The organism is Brachybacterium epidermidis (assembly GCF_015209585.1).
GTDB classification, from domain to species: Bacteria; Actinomycetota; Actinomycetes; order Actinomycetales; family Dermabacteraceae; genus Brachybacterium; species Brachybacterium epidermidis.
In genome coordinates, this window is the sequence record NZ_JADEYR010000004.1 from 108,694 (window position 1) to 124,352 (window position 15,659).

The 15,659-nt window shown below is 71.1% G+C and carries 16 protein-coding genes; 10 read left to right on the forward strand and 6 right to left on the reverse strand.

Features of this window, described 5'->3' with window-relative positions; genetic code table 11:
• Window positions 1-9: 9 nt before the first annotated feature.
• Entirely contained in the window at window positions 10-702 is a 693-nt protein-coding gene (locus IOE58_RS05865) for a response regulator transcription factor (RefSeq protein ID WP_193865471.1), read from the forward strand.
• A 94-nt stretch (window positions 703-796) separates the two neighbouring features.
• Here the strand turns inward: IOE58_RS05865 and IOE58_RS05870 are convergent, their stop codons facing one another.
• Entirely contained in the window at window positions 797-1,348 is a 552-nt protein-coding gene (locus tag IOE58_RS05870; protein WP_193865472.1) for a hypothetical protein, read from the reverse strand.
• A gap of 170 nt (window positions 1,349-1,518) precedes the next feature.
• Here IOE58_RS05870 and IOE58_RS05875 point away from each other — a divergent pair, with 170 nt between their 5' ends.
• Complete coding sequence (locus tag IOE58_RS05875; protein ID WP_193865473.1) at window positions 1,519-2,001, forward strand: CarD family transcriptional regulator; 483 nt, start codon at window positions 1,519-1,521, stop codon at window positions 1,999-2,001.
• 68 nt (window positions 2,002-2,069) lie between these two features.
• Window positions 2,070-2,741, forward strand: coding sequence for a 2-C-methyl-D-erythritol 4-phosphate cytidylyltransferase (locus tag IOE58_RS05880; protein ID WP_193865474.1), 672 nt, complete (start codon window positions 2,070-2,072; stop codon window positions 2,739-2,741).
• A gap of 62 nt (window positions 2,742-2,803) precedes the next feature.
• Here the strand turns inward: IOE58_RS05880 and IOE58_RS05885 are convergent, their stop codons facing one another.
• Both IOE58_RS05885 and IOE58_RS05890 read right to left on the reverse strand, forming a co-directional pair.
• Window positions 2,804-3,109 (reverse strand): hypothetical protein, encoded by a 306-nt coding sequence (locus IOE58_RS05885; RefSeq protein ID WP_193865475.1) that lies wholly within the window; start codon window positions 3,107-3,109, stop codon window positions 2,804-2,806.
• Between the two features lie 10 nt (window positions 3,110-3,119).
• On the reverse strand, window positions 3,120-3,872 hold the full coding sequence (locus IOE58_RS05890; RefSeq protein ID WP_193865476.1) for an IspD/TarI family cytidylyltransferase: 753 nt from the start codon (window positions 3,870-3,872) through the stop codon (window positions 3,120-3,122).
• A gap of 102 nt (window positions 3,873-3,974) precedes the next feature.
• Between IOE58_RS05890 and IOE58_RS05895 the strand changes: the two genes are divergently transcribed.
• Genes IOE58_RS05895 through ilvA form a run of 3 tightly spaced genes read left to right on the forward strand, consistent with a single transcriptional unit; the run spans window position 3,975 to window position 6,086 of the window.
• Window positions 3,975-4,307 (forward strand): PTS sugar transporter subunit IIB, encoded by a 333-nt coding sequence (locus IOE58_RS05895; RefSeq protein ID WP_193865477.1) that lies wholly within the window; start codon window positions 3,975-3,977, stop codon window positions 4,305-4,307.
• Window positions 4,304-4,795 carry a 2-C-methyl-D-erythritol 2,4-cyclodiphosphate synthase gene (ispF, locus tag IOE58_RS05900; protein WP_193865478.1) on the forward strand — a complete coding sequence of 164 codons (492 nt, stop codon included), beginning with the start codon at window positions 4,304-4,306 and terminating at the stop codon, window positions 4,793-4,795. The genes IOE58_RS05895 and ispF overlap by 4 nt, the downstream gene beginning before the upstream one ends.
• Window positions 4,796-4,811: 16 nt before the next feature.
• Window positions 4,812-6,086: a threonine ammonia-lyase IlvA gene (ilvA, locus tag IOE58_RS05905; protein ID WP_193865479.1), complete on the forward strand. Its 1,275-nt coding sequence runs from the start codon at window positions 4,812-4,814 to the stop codon at window positions 6,084-6,086.
• Between the two features lie 25 nt (window positions 6,087-6,111).
• Here the strand turns inward: ilvA and galE are convergent, their stop codons facing one another.
• Together galE and IOE58_RS05915 are read right to left on the reverse strand one after the other, a co-directional pair.
• Complete coding sequence (galE, locus tag IOE58_RS05910) at window positions 6,112-7,077, reverse strand: UDP-glucose 4-epimerase GalE (RefSeq protein WP_193865480.1); 966 nt, start codon at window positions 7,075-7,077, stop codon at window positions 6,112-6,114.
• An 18-nt stretch (window positions 7,078-7,095) separates the two neighbouring features.
• Window positions 7,096-8,556 carry a GuaB1 family IMP dehydrogenase-related protein gene (locus tag IOE58_RS05915; RefSeq protein WP_193865481.1) on the reverse strand — a complete coding sequence of 487 codons (1,461 nt, stop codon included), beginning with the start codon at window positions 8,554-8,556 and terminating at the stop codon, window positions 7,096-7,098.
• 110 nt (window positions 8,557-8,666) lie between these two features.
• Here IOE58_RS05915 and IOE58_RS05920 point away from each other — a divergent pair, with 110 nt between their 5' ends.
• Entirely contained in the window at window positions 8,667-10,832 is a 2,166-nt protein-coding gene (locus IOE58_RS05920; protein ID WP_193865482.1) for an LCP family protein, read from the forward strand.
• 13 nt (window positions 10,833-10,845) lie between these two features.
• Here the strand turns inward: IOE58_RS05920 and IOE58_RS05925 are convergent, their stop codons facing one another.
• Window positions 10,846-12,288 (reverse strand): mycothione reductase, encoded by a 1,443-nt coding sequence (locus tag IOE58_RS05925; protein WP_193865483.1) that lies wholly within the window; start codon window positions 12,286-12,288, stop codon window positions 10,846-10,848.
• A gap of 144 nt (window positions 12,289-12,432) precedes the next feature.
• Here IOE58_RS05925 and IOE58_RS05930 point away from each other — a divergent pair, with 144 nt between their 5' ends.
• From IOE58_RS05930 to IOE58_RS05940, 3 genes are all read left to right on the forward strand, one after another.
• Window positions 12,433-13,197, forward strand: coding sequence for an MBL fold metallo-hydrolase (locus tag IOE58_RS05930; RefSeq protein WP_193865484.1), 765 nt, complete (start codon window positions 12,433-12,435; stop codon window positions 13,195-13,197).
• A gap of 19 nt (window positions 13,198-13,216) precedes the next feature.
• Window positions 13,217-14,107 (forward strand): putative RNA methyltransferase, encoded by an 891-nt coding sequence (locus IOE58_RS05935; protein ID WP_193865485.1) that lies wholly within the window; start codon window positions 13,217-13,219, stop codon window positions 14,105-14,107.
• 460 nt (window positions 14,108-14,567) lie between these two features.
• Window positions 14,568-15,626, forward strand: coding sequence for a 2,3-butanediol dehydrogenase (locus tag IOE58_RS05940; protein WP_193865486.1), 1,059 nt, complete (start codon window positions 14,568-14,570; stop codon window positions 15,624-15,626).
• The last annotated feature ends 33 nt before the right edge of the window (window positions 15,627-15,659 follow it).

The following is a 15,659-nucleotide window of genomic DNA, read 5'->3' on the forward strand; positions in this document are numbered from 1 at the left end:
GAGGTTGAGATGACCAGAATCCTGATCGTCGAGGACGAGGAGTCCTTCTCGGACCCGTTGTCGTACTCGCTGCGCAAGGAGGGCTACGAGGTCGCCGTGGCCGACAACGGCACGGACGGGCTACGCATCTTCTCCGCCCACGGTGCCGACCTGGTGCTGCTTGACCTGATGCTGCCGGGGATGAGCGGCACCGACGTGTGCCGGGAGATCCGCCGCACCTCGAGCGTCCCGGTCATCATGCTGACCGCCAAGGACGACGAGTTCGACAAGGTGCTGGGGCTAGAGCTGGGTGCCGATGACTACGTGACCAAGCCGTACTCCTCACGCGAGCTGCTGGCCCGGATCAAGGCGGTGCTGCGTCGGGGCCAGGACTCGGCCGATGCCCAGGAGGACACCACCCTCCATGCCGGGCACATCATGATGGACGTCGAGCGCCACGTGGTCCAGGTGCGCGGCCAGGAGGTGGCGCTGCCACTGAAGGAGTTCGAGCTGCTGGAGATGCTGCTGCGCAACGTGGACCGGGTGCTCACCCGCGGACAGCTGATCGATCGGGTGTGGGGCGCCAACTACGTGGGCGACACCAAGACGCTCGACGTGCACGTCAAGCGCCTGCGCGCCAAGATCGAGGACGACCCCAAGAACCCGGTGCACCTGGTGACGGTGCGCGGGCTGGGCTACAAGTTCGAATCCGCCGCCCACTGACGGGGCGGGGCTCAGGGAGCGGACGGGGGCGGCACCGCGCCGCTCATACGACGGGCAACGGCGAGGGGGCGTCGACCGACGCACCGGGCGCGCATCAGGCGCCGGTGGTGCTCTCGTCCTGGCTGGAACCCCCGCCGTCGCTGGCACCCTCGCCGGAGCCGCCCTGGACGGCGTCCTCGTAGTACTCGAGCGTGGTGTCCGTCACCGGCAGCGTGATCTCGGTGGACTGCCCGTTGGCGGTGATCGACAGATCCATGGCGGCCCCGGCGGGGACATCGATCTGACCGATCTGGATCTGCTGGGCGTCCTCACCGACACCGAGGTTCACGGTGGACTCGGCGGGCACGGCGACCCGACCGGCGAACACCACGGTGCCCTCGGAGAGCCCTTCGAGCTCGACCGTGACCTCCTCAGTGGTGTAGTTGGCGACAGCGCCGATCAGCACCGCGGAGCCGTCGTCCTGCACGACCACGATGGCGTTGCGCACGCCGACCATCAGCTGGCCGGCTTCCTCGAGGTTCGCGTTGGTGCCGTCCGCCGCCTGGTAGAAGTTGTGGGTCTGCACAGGGTTGATGTAGCTGCAGCCGGAGGCGGCGAAGGCCAGACCCACCGCGGCAGCGGTGAGTGCGAGACGGGGACGACGCACGTGGAGCTCCTGTTCGGTTCCTCGGGGAGGGCCCTGCCAGGGTACCGCACCTGACACCCGTCAGGACGCGCGTACGGCGGCATCGTGCAAGCCCGCAGCAGACGGGAGGGCGGCGTAGTGTAGCACGACCCCACCCTGATAGACTGTACTGCGGAAAGGGGACCAGCCACATGAACTTTGTCGTCGGCGAGACCGTCGTCTACCCGCACCACGGAGCGGCGCTCATCGAAGAGGTGAAGACCCGCACCATCAAGGGCGAGGACCGCACCTACCTGAAGCTGAAGGTCGCCCAGGGCGATCTGACCATCGAGGTCCCTGCGGACAACGTCGACCTGGTCGGCGTGCGCGACGTGGTGGACAAGGAGGGCCTCGCCGAGGTCTTCGAGGTGCTCCGCCAGCCCTACACGGAGGAGCCCACCAACTGGTCCCGCCGCTACAAGGCGAACGTCGAGAAGCTCGCCTCCGGCGACGTGAAGAAGGTCGCCGAGGTCGTCCGCGACCTGTGGCGTCGCGATCAGGACCGCGGGCTCTCCGCCGGTGAGAAGCGCATGCTCGCCAAGGCCCGCCAGATCCTGGTCTCCGAGCTCGCCCTCGCCGAGAAGACCGACGAGGACAACGCGGAGTCGATCCTGGACGAGGTCCTCGCGTCCTGAACGCGCCTGCGACGGACATCAGCCCGATCCCCTTCGCGGGGACTGCCGGCGCGTTCCCGCGCCCGCTCGTGCTCGCCCTGGCCCCGGCTGCCTCGGAAGGGCGCCCCGGTGACGTGCCGGCGCTGGCCGAGCTCGGGGGGACCTGCCTGGTCGGGCGGCTCCTCGCCACTCTCTCCGAGGTCGGGCTGCCCGCCCCGCTGGTGATGACCACGGAGGCCGCTGTGCCTCGGATGCGCCGCGCGCTTGGCCGCGGGGCGGAGGTGCGCGCGAGCCAGGGCGGCCGGGCACAGGCGATCATCGCGGCCCTGGCGGAGCTCGACGGCACCTCCGTGCTGATCCTCGACGCCGAACGCGCCCTCACCCCCGCATCGGTCATCTCCGAGGTGCTCGCGGCTGCCGGCGACGACGTCGATGCGGTGGTGCCGGTGATCCCCATGACCGATTCGGTCAAGCTCGTCACCCACGACGGTCTGCGCAACGTGGACCGCTCCACGCTGGCCGGGCTGCAGAGTCCACGGCTGCTGCGTCGCACCGTGCTCGAGAACGCCGTGCGATTAGCCGTCGACGATGACCAGGACGAGATCCTCGCGGTCCTCGCGCGAGGAGCTCGCGTACGCACCGTGCCCGGCTCCCACGCCGGCTTCGCGGTGGTGGACCGCTTGGGGCTGTGGCAGGCGCAGATCGCCCTGGGCCTGGCGCGGGACACCTCCCACCGCCACGGACTGTCCCGTCGCGGCTGACGCGCGCAGCGGCAGCCAGGTCGCTCGGCAGGAGCTGTCCTTCGCAGCCGCGCTGGATCTGCTCAGCTGCGGCTGCGCCACACGGCGCGGAACTCCTGGAGCATCCTCACGGGCTTGGACAGAGTGCGCACGGGGAGGCTGGCGGCGAGCTCGCCCGGGTCGCTGCGCAGGCGGCGCGCCAGCCGACCGGGCTTACTGGAGATCCGCTGGCGCAGATCCGGCAGGTAGTCCTCGCTGACGTCGAGACGGGTGACGGCACCGCAGCCGGCGCACTGGATCTCGGAGACGAAACGACCGGCGTAGACGACCTGGTGCTCCGACTCCTGCTCGCAGGCGGTGCAGCGCAGGTAGCTCTCCTGGACAGCCATCCTCTCCTCCTCACCCCGTCCTCAAACCTAGCGCGGCCACGACGTCCTGGGCCAGGAGCAGGTCCTGGGCGTAGGTGATCTTGAAGTTGGTCTCCTCGCCGCGCACCCAGCTCACGGGGATGTCCGTGTACTCCTCGGCGCACGAGGCGGTGTCGGTCCCCACGAAGCCGTCGCGCGCGGCCGCCTCGTAGGCGTCCAGGATGGTGGCGGCCCGGAATCCCTGGGGCGTCTGCACCCGCACCAGGCGGGAGGGGTCGAAGGCCCCCGTCGCCAGGTGGGCGGTGCCGCCCACGGGGGCGACATCGGCGGCCGGTATGCCGGGCACCGCTCCCCCGTGCTCCCGGGCTGCGTGGAGCACGGCCGCAGCGAGACCGTGCGAGACCAGGGGCCGGGCGGCGTCGTGGATCAGCACCGTGTCCACCGCACCGGAGTCGATGCGGTCGGCCAGGTGCCGCAGCGCCATCAGCTCCGACTCCTGCCGGGTGTCACCGCCAATGATGATCTCGAGGTGGTGGGCGGTCTCGCGCTCGGCGACGAAGCGGGCGTGCTCGCGATCCTCGGGTCGCACCACGAACACCAGCGTCCCCACGCCCTCCACGGAGGCCAGAGTGTTGATCCCCCAGCTGGCGATGCTGCGCCCGGACAGCGGCAGGAACGCCTTGTTGATCCCGGCACCCACCCGGGTGCCGGACCCCCCGGCCAGGACGATGCCGGCGGCCTTCCCGCGCAGGCGCGGTGAGCGGAGTCGGCGCGGATGGGTCACCCCCGCATCGTAGTCGCCGCACCCGAAGCATGTCAGAATCGTGGTTCCGCCTCGCCAGTCTCCGATGCCCGCTCTTCCTACTCTTCCCTTCAGGAGTCCGCCATGCTCACCATCGCCATCGTGTGCGGCGCGGGGATCGCCACCTCCGCCCTGCTCGCGAAACGCGTTCGCGAGCACGTGGCCCCGCGCGGTGCGCACCTCCGAGTCGTCCAGGCCACCGTGATGGACCTGCTCTCGCCCGACTTCACCGCTGATCTGGTGGTCTCCACCGTGGACCTGCCCGACGCGCTCGGCATTCCTCGCGTGTCCGGGATGCCGCTGCTGCTGGGTACCCGCCCGGAGCAGACGTACCAGGACATCGACACGCTGCTGGACCGGATCGATACCGCAGGGACGGACGGGACCGATCCGGGCCGTCCCGGAGATCCGGCATGACCGCCCTTCCCCGCGTCGGCACCGGGGTGGACGTGCATGCCGTCGCGCCGGAGGGCAGTGACCGTGAGCTGTGGATCGCGGGCCTGCGCTGGGAGGGCGAGCGCGGCCTGGAGGGCCACTCCGATGCCGACGTCGCCTGCCATGCGGCCTGCGACGCGCTCTTCGCGGCCGCGGGCATCGGTGATCTGGGAACGCACTTCGGCACCGGCCGTCCCGAGTGGGCCGGCGCCTCCGGTGCCGCGCTGCTGGCCGAGGCCGCGCGCCTGGTGCGCGAGGCAGGGTTCGAGATCGGGAACATCTCGGTGCAGGTGGTGGGCAACCGGCCAAGGCTCTCACGCCGCCGCGAGGAGGCCTGTGCTCGCATGAGCGAGGCCGCCGGTGCGCCCGTCTCGGTGGCCGGCACCACCACCGACGGCCTGGGCCTGACGGGTCGGGGCGAGGGCATCGCGGCGATCGCCACGGCGCTCGTGATTCCGCAGGACAGCTGACGTTGCAGGAGACCTGATGACGACCGTCGATCCCGTACTGCCCCTGAGCGCCGGCGAGGTGGAGGAGGCAGCTGAGCGGCTGGAGTCGGTGCTGCGACGCACGCCCGTGCACCTGAGCCAGCGCCTCAGCGACATCGCCGGGGTGCCGGTATGGCTCAAGCGCGAGGACCTGCAGTCCGTGCGCTCCTACAAGCTGCGCGGTGCCCACCTGTTCCTCGACTCGCTCACCCCCCAGGAGCGGGAGGCGGGTGTGGTCGCCGCGAGCGCCGGCAATCACGCCCAGGGCGTGGCGCAGGCCTGCGCGGTCCAGGAGATCCACGGGCGCATCTACGTGCCCGGCACCACACCGCGCCAGAAGCGCGACCGCATCGTCGCGCTGGGCGGGGAGTGGGTGGAGCTCGTGCTGGTGGGCGACACCTTCGACGACGCCGCGGAAGCAGCGGCCGATGACGCCGAGCGCACCGGCGCCACCCTGGTGCCGCCCTTCGATCATCCGGTGGTGATGGCCGGGCAGGGGACGGTCGCCCGTGAGGCGATCGAGCAGCTCCGCAGCGAGCACGGCCGGGAGGCCTCCACCGTGGTGCTGCCGGTGGGCGGCGGTGGGCTGCTGGCCGGCTGCGGGGCCTGGCTGCGCGAGCGCACCCCCTCGGTGCGGATCGTGGGCGTGGAGCCCGCCGGTGCCGTCTCGATGGCCGCTGCTGTGCGCGCGGGACGCCCGGTGACGCTGCACGAGATGGACCGCTTCGTGGACGGAGCCGCGGTGCGCCGCGTGGGCGCGGGCCCCCTGGCGATGGTGCAGGCGATCGATCCGGAGCTGCTGGCCGCGGAGGAGGGCGCGGTGTGCACCGAGATGCTCGCCCTGTACCAGGTGGACGGCATCATCACCGAGCCCGCGGGGGCGCTGGCGGCCACCGCCGTGGCCACGGGCGCGGTCCGTGCCGACGCCGATGTGCTGGTGGTGGTCTCCGGCGGCAACAACGACGTGTCACGCTACAACGAGATCCTGGAGCGCTCGATGGTCCACGAGGGCCTCAAGCACTACTTCCTGGTGACCTTCCGGCAGGAGCCCGGGGCGCTGCGACGCTTCCTGGACCAGGTGCTGGGCCCGGACGACGACATCGTCCTGTTCGACTACATCAAGCGCAACAATCGCGAGGAGGGCCCTGCACTCGTGGGCCTGGAGATCGGGCGGGCGGAGGATCTCGAGCCGCTGATGGCCAGGATGGCGGCCTCCAACATGGAGATCGAGCGGGTGGATCCCACCGATCCGATCTACCGCTATCTGACCTGATCGCGGGGCTGTGGGGACTGCGGGGTCAGCGCCCCTGACGGGCCTCCACGGCGGAGCGCACGATGTCGTCGAGGTCCTTGCTGGAGGACCAGCCCAGCGTCTGCTCGATCCGCTCGGTGGAGCAGATCAGGCGGGCAGGGTCGCCCGGGCGGCGCTCGCCCATCGTCGGGGTGAGCTCGGTGCCGAGGGCGCGGCCCACGGCTTCGATCACCTCGAGCACGCTGGAGCCGGTCCCGGTGCCCACGTTGAACACGCGGTGCGGGCGATCCTCGCCGCGCAGGTAGTCCAGGGCGGCGATGTGGGCGTCAGCCAGATCCAGCACGTGCACGTAGTCGCGGATGCAGGTGCCGTCCGGGGTGTCGTAGTCGTCGCCGAACACGATCGGGTCCCGCCCGGCCTCGACCGCGTCCAGGATGATGGGCACCAGGTTCATCACCAGCGTGTCGGCCAGGTCCGGCCAGCCGGCGCCGGCCACGTTGAAGTAGCGCAGCGCCACGGTGCGCATGCCGTGGGCCCGCTCGGCGTCCGCGAGCATCCATTCCCCCACGTACTTGGTGGCGCCGTACGGATTGATGGGCTGGGGCTGCAGGTCCTCGGTCACCAGGTCCACGTCCGGCATCCCGTACACGGCGGCCGAGGAGGAGAACACCACGTCGCGCACCTCAGCGCTGGCGCAGGCGGCCAGCACGTTCGCGAGCCCCCCGATGTTGTCGTGCCAGTACATCTCCGGCTTCTGCACCGACTCGCCCACCTGCTTGTGCGCGGCGAAGTGGATGACCGAGTCGGCACCGCAGGCCCGCAGCTGGAAGGCCAGCTTGTCCACCGCGTCAGGACTGGTGACGTCCAGCTCCACCAGTTCGGCGCCCTCGGTGCGCTCGCGGAACCCGGTGGACAGGTCGTCCACCACGATCACGTGCTCCCCCCTCTTCAGAAGCAGTCGCACAACGTGCGATCCGATGTACCCGGCACCACCGATCACGAGAGTCGTCATGGCCACGAGCCTAGTCGCTCAGCTCCACGACGTGGCCACCGGACGGCCCTCCGCGTACCCGGCTGCGCTCTGCAGCCCGATCACGGCACGCTCGCGGAACTCCGCCAGGCTCAGCGCCCCCGCGTAGGTGCAGGAGGAGCGCACACCGGCGGTGATGGTGTCCAACAGGTCCTCGACCCCGCCGGCGCCGTCCTCGAGATACATGCGGGAGGTCGAGATGCCCTCTTCGAACAGGGACTTGCGGGCACGCGCGAAGGCGTCCTCCTTCGCGGTGCGGTTCGAGACGGCACGCTTGGAGGCCATCCCGAAGTTCTCCTTGTACCGGCGCCCGCGCTCGTCGGCACGCATCTGCCCGGGCGACTCGTAGGTGCCGGCGAACCAGGAGCCGATCATCACGTTGGAGGCACCGGCGGCGAGCGCGAGCGCGACGTCGCGGGGATGGCGCACACCGCCGTCGGCCCAGATCCGAGCGCCCAGTTCCCGGGCCTGGGCGGCGCACTCGAGGACGGCGGAGAACTGGGGGCGGCCCACACCGGTCATCATGCGGGTGGTGCACATGGCACCGGGGCCCACGCCGACCTTGACGATGTCGGCCCCGGCCTCGATCAGCTCCCGGGTCCCCTCCGCGGTCACCACGTTGCCGGCCACCAGCCTCACGGGGGTGTCGGCCCGGTCGCCGAGCACGGAGCGGGCGGCGCGCAGGGCCTCGATCATGCGGTCCTGGTGACCGTGGGCGGTGTCCAGGACGATCACGTCCACGTCGGCGTCCAGCAGATCCTGCACGCGGGTGGGGACGTCGGCGTTGATCCCGACGGCGACCGCGGTGCGCAGGCGGTCCTGCGCGTCGGTGGCGGGGGTGTAGATCGTCGAGCGCAGCACGCCGGTGGCGGTGAGGACACCGCGCAGCGTGCCATCGGCCTCGACCACCAGCGCGGCGTCGTGGTGCGTCGCGGCGATGCGGGAGTGCAGCTGTGCGGGCTCCATGGCGAGGTCCCCGGGGCCCAGGGTGAGCACGTCGGTGCTGACCACCCCACCGACGGCGCCGAAGGTGTCACGGCCCTGGGTCTCCTGGGCGGAGATGACACCGAGGGGTCTGCGCTCGTCGTCGACCACCACCACGAGGCCGTGGGGCCTCTTGGGCAGCAGGGCATCGGCCTGCCCGAGGGTGCCGTCGGGCCCCAGGGTCAGCGGATGGTCCACCAGCAGGTCCCGGGCCTTCACCGAGCGGACGATCGAGTCGATGCGATCCGGGGAGAGGTCCTGAGGCAGCACCGCCAGTCCGCCGCGCCGCGCCATCACCTCAGCCATGCGGCGCCCCGAGACCGCGGTCATGTTGGCGGCGATCAGCGGGATGGTGGTGCCGCTGCCGTCGTCGCTGGAGAGGTCGACGTCGAAGCGCGAGGTCACCGCCGAGCGGGACGGCAGGAAGAAGCAGTCGTCGTAGGTGAGGTCAGTGGAGGGGTCATGGAGCAGGCGCATGCGGCTCAGGATAGGCGGCGAGGCCCGGGGCGGCGCGGATGCGGGACCTCCACCATGCCCTCACATGCCGCTGGCGCGTGCATCGCGGCCATGAATCTAGGATGGGGCGCATGACGGACCCGTCCTCGACCTCGTGGCGCAGGCGTCGTCGGGGCGGAAAGCACCAGGCTCCCGAACGGCGCTCCTCGCCCTCCCCGCTGTCCCCCGATGCGGCGCGGGCCAATCGCGAGGCAGCATTCGGCTCCACCCGAAAGGCCTGGGTGGGCACGCCGAGCACCGCGAACGCCTCACCGGACCCCGCTGCCGCGCCGGATCCCGCTGCCTCACCGGACCCCGCTGCCGCGCCGGATCCCGCTCCCCCGTCGGGCACCGCTGCGGAAGCGGCCCGGCCGGGGCCGACGACGCCCACCCCTGCTCCGACACCCGTGCCCGGATCGGAGGCGCCGCGCCATGGCCGTCGCGCCGCTCGCCCGCTCGCCGAGAGCCCGGCATCATCCGACCGGGCCGCACGGGAGACCGAGGACCACGACGCCTGGTCCTCCCCCGTTGCCGAGGCGTCCTTTGCTGGTGACGCGTCCCCCGCAGCCCACGCATCGACAGCGGCACGGCCGCCCCGGGACCGCGACGGCTCCCGCGCCTCACGCCCACCGAGCTCCCCGCAGTCCCCGTCGTCGTCGGGCCGACACGGTGCCCGCGCGGCCGAGCGCCCCGAGGGATCCCTGCCGACGGTGGCGTTCTGGACGGTGCTGACCTCCGTGGCCCCCGGCAGCGGCCTGCTCCCCGCCAGCCGGCGCCGCATCGGATGGGTGCGGCTGGGCATCATGGCCGTCGGCGCCCTCGCCGTCGGCGCCTGGCTGCTGCTGGGCGATCCCACGCGCTCCGGGCTGATGCTCCTGACGGACCGCACCGTCCTGGTGGGGCTGATGATCGCCGTCGCCCTGGTCGGCCTGGTCTGGGCGATCCAGATCGTGGTGGCGAACCTGGCGCACACCTCCCGGCAGCGCCTCCAGGGCGCCAAGCGGTACCTCGCCTTCGCGATCGCCGCCCTCATGGTGGTGGCCGTGGCCCTGCCCTTCGGCCGTGGCGTGCAGTCGCTGTGGGCGGCCCAGGGTCTGCTGGGCTCGGACACAGTGTTCGGCCAGGGCAACGGCTCCGGGCGCATCCAGAAGGGCAAGGACCCGTGGGCCGGCGTGGGCCGGATCAACATCCTGCTGCTGGGCCAGGACGCCGGCGATGACCGCACCGGCACCCGCCCCGACACGATCATGGTGGCCTCGGTGGACACCGAGTCCGGCCACACCGCCCTGTTCTCCATCCCCCGCAACCTCGAGCACGTGCGCTTCCCCGAGGACACCCCTGCCGCCGAGGTGTTCCCCGACGGCTTCCGCTACTTCGGTCGCAACCAGGACCTGATCAACGCCGTGTGGAGGTGGGCGGAGGACCGCCCGGACCTGTTCCCCGGGGATCCCGAGCCGGGCCTGACCGCCACCACCTGGGCCGTGGAGGAGACCCTGGGCCTGGAGATGGACTACTACGCGATGGTGAACCTGCAGGGTTTCGAGGACCTGGTGGACGCCATCGGCGGGGTGGACCTCGTGGTGGAGCGGCGCATCCCCATCGGCGGCGGCAGCGGCCCCATCGACGGCTACATCGAGCCCGGTGACCAGAAGCTCGACGGCTACCACGCCCTGTGGTACGCCCGGTCGCGTGAGGGCTCGGACGACTTCAACCGAATGTGCCGACAGCAGCGCATCGTGCGCGCGGTGGCGGAGGAGGCCGATCCGGCCACCGTCGCCATGTCGGTGCCGCGCCTGGTCACCGCCACCGAGAAGAACATCGCCACCGACATCCCGGTGCGGGACCTCGACGCGTTCGTGGAGCTCGCCCTGCGGATCAAGGAGGCCGGCTTCACCTCGTACCTGATCACCCAGGACGTCACCCCCAGCGGCGACCCCGACTGGGACTACCTGAAGGCCTGGGCCCAGGCATCGATCGAGGACTCGATGAAGCAGTCCCAGCCCGAGTCGGTCAAGGGCGAGACGGAGGCCGGCTCCACCGATCCGGCCCCCACCGGCGAGGCGCCCTCCGAGGAGGGCACCGACGGGACGGGCGAGGAGAGCCCGGAGGAGAGCCCCACCGAGGAGCCCACGGAGGACCCCACCTCGCAGGAGTCCACCGACGGTGCGGAGCCCACCGAGGAGCCCACCACGGAGAACCCCGAGATCGAACAGGACCCGCTGCAGTCCTGCCTGCCGGGCGCCGGCGAGGAGGGCTGAGAGCCGCTGGCTCTCAGTCGATGACCTGCAGCAGGGCGTTCTCGATCAGCTCCGGCATGGCTGGATGGATCCAGTACTGCGTGGCGGCGATGTCCCGGGCCGTCTGCCCGGTGCTCATCGCCTGGATCACCAGCTGGATGAGCGTGGTGGCCTCCGCTCCGATGATGTGCGCACCCAGGATCTCGGTGGTGGCCTCGTCCACGATGATCTTGGCGAAGCCGTCAGTGTCCTCCAGCGCCCAGCCGTAGGCGATGCCGGCGTAGCCCTGGTGGGCCACGCGGATGCTGCGCCCGCTCGCCTCGGCCCGCTCCCGGGCCGTTGACTCGTCCATCCCCACCCAGGCCACCTGCGGATCGGTGAACACCCCGCTGGGGATGGGCATCGTGTCCGAGCGGCGCAGGTCCTCCGGATGCAGCACGTTGTGCCGCACGATCTTCTGCTCGAAGTTGGCCACGTGCTTGAGCTGGTGCTCGCTGGAGACGTCGCCGAGCGCCCACACCCCCTCGAGCACCTCGCCGCCGGAGAGCACCCGCTGGTGGGCGTCCACCGCGATGCGGCCGTCGGGATGGGTGTCGATGCCGGCACGGTCCACCCTCAGCAGATCCGAATTGGGCATGCGACCGGTGGCGACCAGCAGCTCCTCGGCTCGCACCTCGTGCTCCTCGCCGTCGCGCAGTCCGCGCAGCACCACCCCGTCTGCCACGCGCTCGACAGAGGTGGTCGACATACCGGTGATCAGATGCAGCCGCTCCCCCAGCACCCGGGTGAGTCGCTCGGAGACCTCCGCATCGGTCTGCCGCAGTACACGGTCGGTGCGCGCGATCAGGGAGACCTCCACCCCGAGGGAGGCGAAGATGTGCGCCATCTCCACCGCCACCACACCGGATCCGAGGATCGCCAGGGAGGCCGGCAGCTGCTCGATCCGCATGATGGTGTCGGAGGTGTGGGGACGGGCGTCCTGGATCCCGTCGACCGGGGGGAAGGAGGGGCGCGAGCCGGCACCGATCACGATGGTGTCAGCGGTGATCTCCTGCTCGGTGCCGTCCTGGAGGGTGACGGTCAGGGAGTGTGCGCCCGCGAAGGCGGCGGTCCCGCGCAGCAGGGTGAGGTTGTCGTTGTCCTGGTGGGAGTCGCGGTACTGCTGGCCGCCGGAGCTGATCGCGTCCAGGCGGCCGAAGATGCGATCACGGACGGCGGGCCAGTCCACGTGCCGCAGGGCTGCGGTGACGCCGAAGCGCGCTGATTCCGCGGGGGCATGGGCGAGGTCCGCGGTGTGCACCAGCATCTTGGTGGGGATGCAGCCCAGGTTCAGGCAGGTACCGCCGAACACGTGCTGGGGGCCCACCCCGCGGTCGATCTGGACGATGCTGCGGCCTGCGAACTCCGGCCCCGGGAAGGAGTTCGCAGAGCCGGAGCCGATCAGGGCGATGTCGAAGTGCTGCGCGTCGGTGCTCACCCTCCCAGGCTACGCTGGCAGGGCGTGCTGCGCGGGCGCGCCGTACAGTGAGCGCGTGACCCTCCCCGCAGAGCAGCGCTGCCCCTCCGTCCGGAACCAGCGGCGAACGGTGAGCACCGAGGCGGCCCGTGCCATGGTGGGGGCATGCGCATCCACCACCTGAACTGCGGCACCCTCACCCCGCCGGGAGAGTCGATGGTGTGCCATGTGCTGCTGCTCGAGGTGGGGCGGCACCTGGTGCTGGTGGACACCGGGTTCGGCAGCGCGGACGTGCGGGCACCGGGCCGCCTGGGCCCGGTGCGGCACCTGCTGCGGCCGGCCCTGCGCCCGGAGGAGACCGCTGTTGCCCGGATCCGCGCCCTGGGACTGGACCCCGCTGCGGTCTCCGATGTGGTGCTCACCCACGGCGACCTCGACCATGCCGGTGGCCTCGTGGACCTACCGCATGCCCAGGTCCATCTGCTCGCGGCCGAGCAGCGCGCCATCCGGCATCCGCGCGGGCTGCTGGAGGCCCAGCGGTACCGCCCCTCCCAGTGGGCGCACGGTCCGCGGATCACACCGCACCGGCCCGGAGCCGTGCGCTGGAAGGGCTTCGAGGGATGCGTCGATCTGTCGACGGTGGCCCCCGGGATGCTGCTGGTGCCGATGCCCGGGCACACCGCCGGTCATGCCGGGGTCGCGATCCCCGCCGGCAGCGGCTGGCTGCTGCATGCAGGGGACGCCTTCCACTCGGCCCTCTCCCTGCGGGAGGGCTCGAGCCGTCTCGATGTGCGCGTGCGGCAGGGGTTGCTGGCGCACGACGAGCCCGCCCTGCGCAGCACCCAGCACAGGCTGGGTGCCCTGGCGCGCAGAGACCCCGCAGTGCGGATCATCAACAGCCACGACCGAAAGCTGTGGGAGCAGGCATAGCCGGGCGTACGCTGGAGCGATGCCTGCTCCCCCCGGTGCCCGCGCCCTGCCCTCCGCCCTGACGGCGGTGCTGGACCTGCTGCGCTGCCCCCGCTGCGGGGAGCAGCTGGCCCCGGTCGACGGCTCCCTGCGCTGCCCGGCGCGGCACACCTTCGACGTGGCGCGGGCAGGCTATGCCTCCCTGCTCACCGGCACCGCAGCGACCAGCGGGGACGACGACGAGATGGCGCGGGCCCGGGACAGGTTCCTCGACAGCGGCGCCTACGCACCGATCCGCGACCTGATCATCGAGCTGGTGGTCGGCCATGCGGAGGCGCGCAGTGCCGAGGGTGCTCCTCCCGCGGTGCTGGACGTGGGCTGCGGCACCGGCTACTACCTGGCCGGGGTGCTGGAGCGCCTGTCCTCGGCCCAAGGGCTGGGGCTGGACACCTCCACCCGAGCCCTGCGGTTCGCGGCCCGCGCCCATGAGCGTGCCGCCGCGGCCAGCTGGGACGTGTTCGCCCCGTTCCCGCTGCGGGACGCCGGCGTGGAGGTGCTGCTGGACGTGTTCGCCCCCCGCAACCCGACCGAGTTCGCACGGGTGCTGATGCCCGGGGGCGTGCTGGTGGTGGTGCGGCCCGCACCGGACCACCTCGCCGAGCTGCGTGAGGTGGTTCCCGGGATGGTCTCCCTGGACCCGCACAAGGAGGAGCGCCTGCACCGGGTGCTGGATCCCCTGTTCAGCACGGAGCGCACCGAGGAGCTGCGCTACCCCGTGGACCTCTCGACAGCTTCCGCCCGTGATCTGGTGCGGATGACGCCCAGTGCCCGCCACGTCGACGCCGAGCAGCTCGAGGCCTCGGTGCCATCGGAAATGACGGTGACCGTCAGCGTGGTGGCGAGCTCCCATCGGGTGCTGCCGGAGGGTTGAGCGCCCTGTAGGGGCTCAGCGTCAGGGCCGTGCGGTCCCGGGCCTCGAGCAGGGAAACGACGACTGCCTGCACAGCGTGCAGATCGCCGGTGTCCCAACGGTACGCAGCCCAGTCCCCGCCGCCGTGCAGAGCAAGGCCATAGTTGTGCACCGCCGAGGTCAGCATGCACAGCACGGACATGATCTGCAGGGCACGCAGCAGCCGACGGATCGGCAGGGAACGTTCCCTGCACACTATTGCGGCACCGATATCGCTCGAGGTCACCCGCCCTCCACCGTACGGTCCGGTCTCGGGCCGCGTCCCATGGCCGTGGTCACGGGATGTGCATGCCCGGTCACGCTCCACTGCGTGAGACGGCGCGGGACGAAAGCAATCGCCGCGATGATGCAGGCCACATAGGCTGGCGCTGCAGGACAACGACGAACTGCCCTGTCTCTCTACGACCCTGAGGAGGCCCCCATGCGTGCAGTGCGTTATTACGGCAAGGAAGACGTTCGCTTGGAGGAGGTGCCCGCGCCCGAGCTGCTGCCCGGCACCGTGCGTATCACTCCGGCATTCACCGGGATCTGCGGATCCGATCTTCACCTGTACTTCGATGGCCCGATACCGCCGGCGCCGGCCGATTCTCCGCATCCGATCTCCGGCGAGCAGCTGCCGGTGGTCTTCGGGCATGAGTTCTCCGGCACGATCACCGAGGTGGGTGAGGGCGTTGAGGGGCTCGCCGTCGGTGACAACGTCGTCGTGGAGCCGCTGATGGTGTGCGGCCAGTGCCCGCCGTGCAACGCGAACCAATACAACCTGTGCGAGAAAATGGGGTTCATCGGGATCTCCGGTCGCGGTGGCGGGCTCGCCGAGCAGGTCGTCACCGAGCAGCGTTTCGTGCCCCCGATCGGTGATCTGCCTCTGGACCAGGGTGCTCTCATCGAGCCGCTGGCGGTCGGCATGCATGCCGTCAAGCACGCCGGCGTGGTTGACGGCGGCACCGCGGTGATCGGTGGCGCTGGCCCGATCGGGCTGCTCACCGCCGCGATCCTCAAGGCCCGAGGGATGCGGGTCGTCATGAGCGAGGTCTCCGCGGCCCGCAAGGATATCGCCCGGTCCACCGGCGTCGCTGACCTGGTCGTCGATCCGAGTGAGCAGGACCTGCCCGCGGTGGTACGCGAGTTCACCGATGGCGTCGGCGCAGACGTCGCCTTCGACGCGGCCGGGATCAAGCCGGTGGTCGACGCCCTGCTGGCCTCACTGCGCCCCGGCGGGCGCCTCGAGGTCGTCGCGATCCATGTCAGCCCGGTGGAGCTGGACCTCACCGGTCAGCTGATCATGGGCGACAAGGTCATCGGCGGCTCCATCGGCTACGCCAACGACCACGTGGAGGCCATCGAGCTGGCCCGCAGCGGTGCGGTGGACCTCTCGAAGTTCATCACCCGGAAGATCTCAGTCGACGACATTGTCGAGGACGGCTACAAGCGCCTTCGCGACCACGGCGAGACCGAGGTGAAGATCCTCGTGCACATGTGATCTCTGTGCATCCCCGCTGATCAGGGCCCGGTC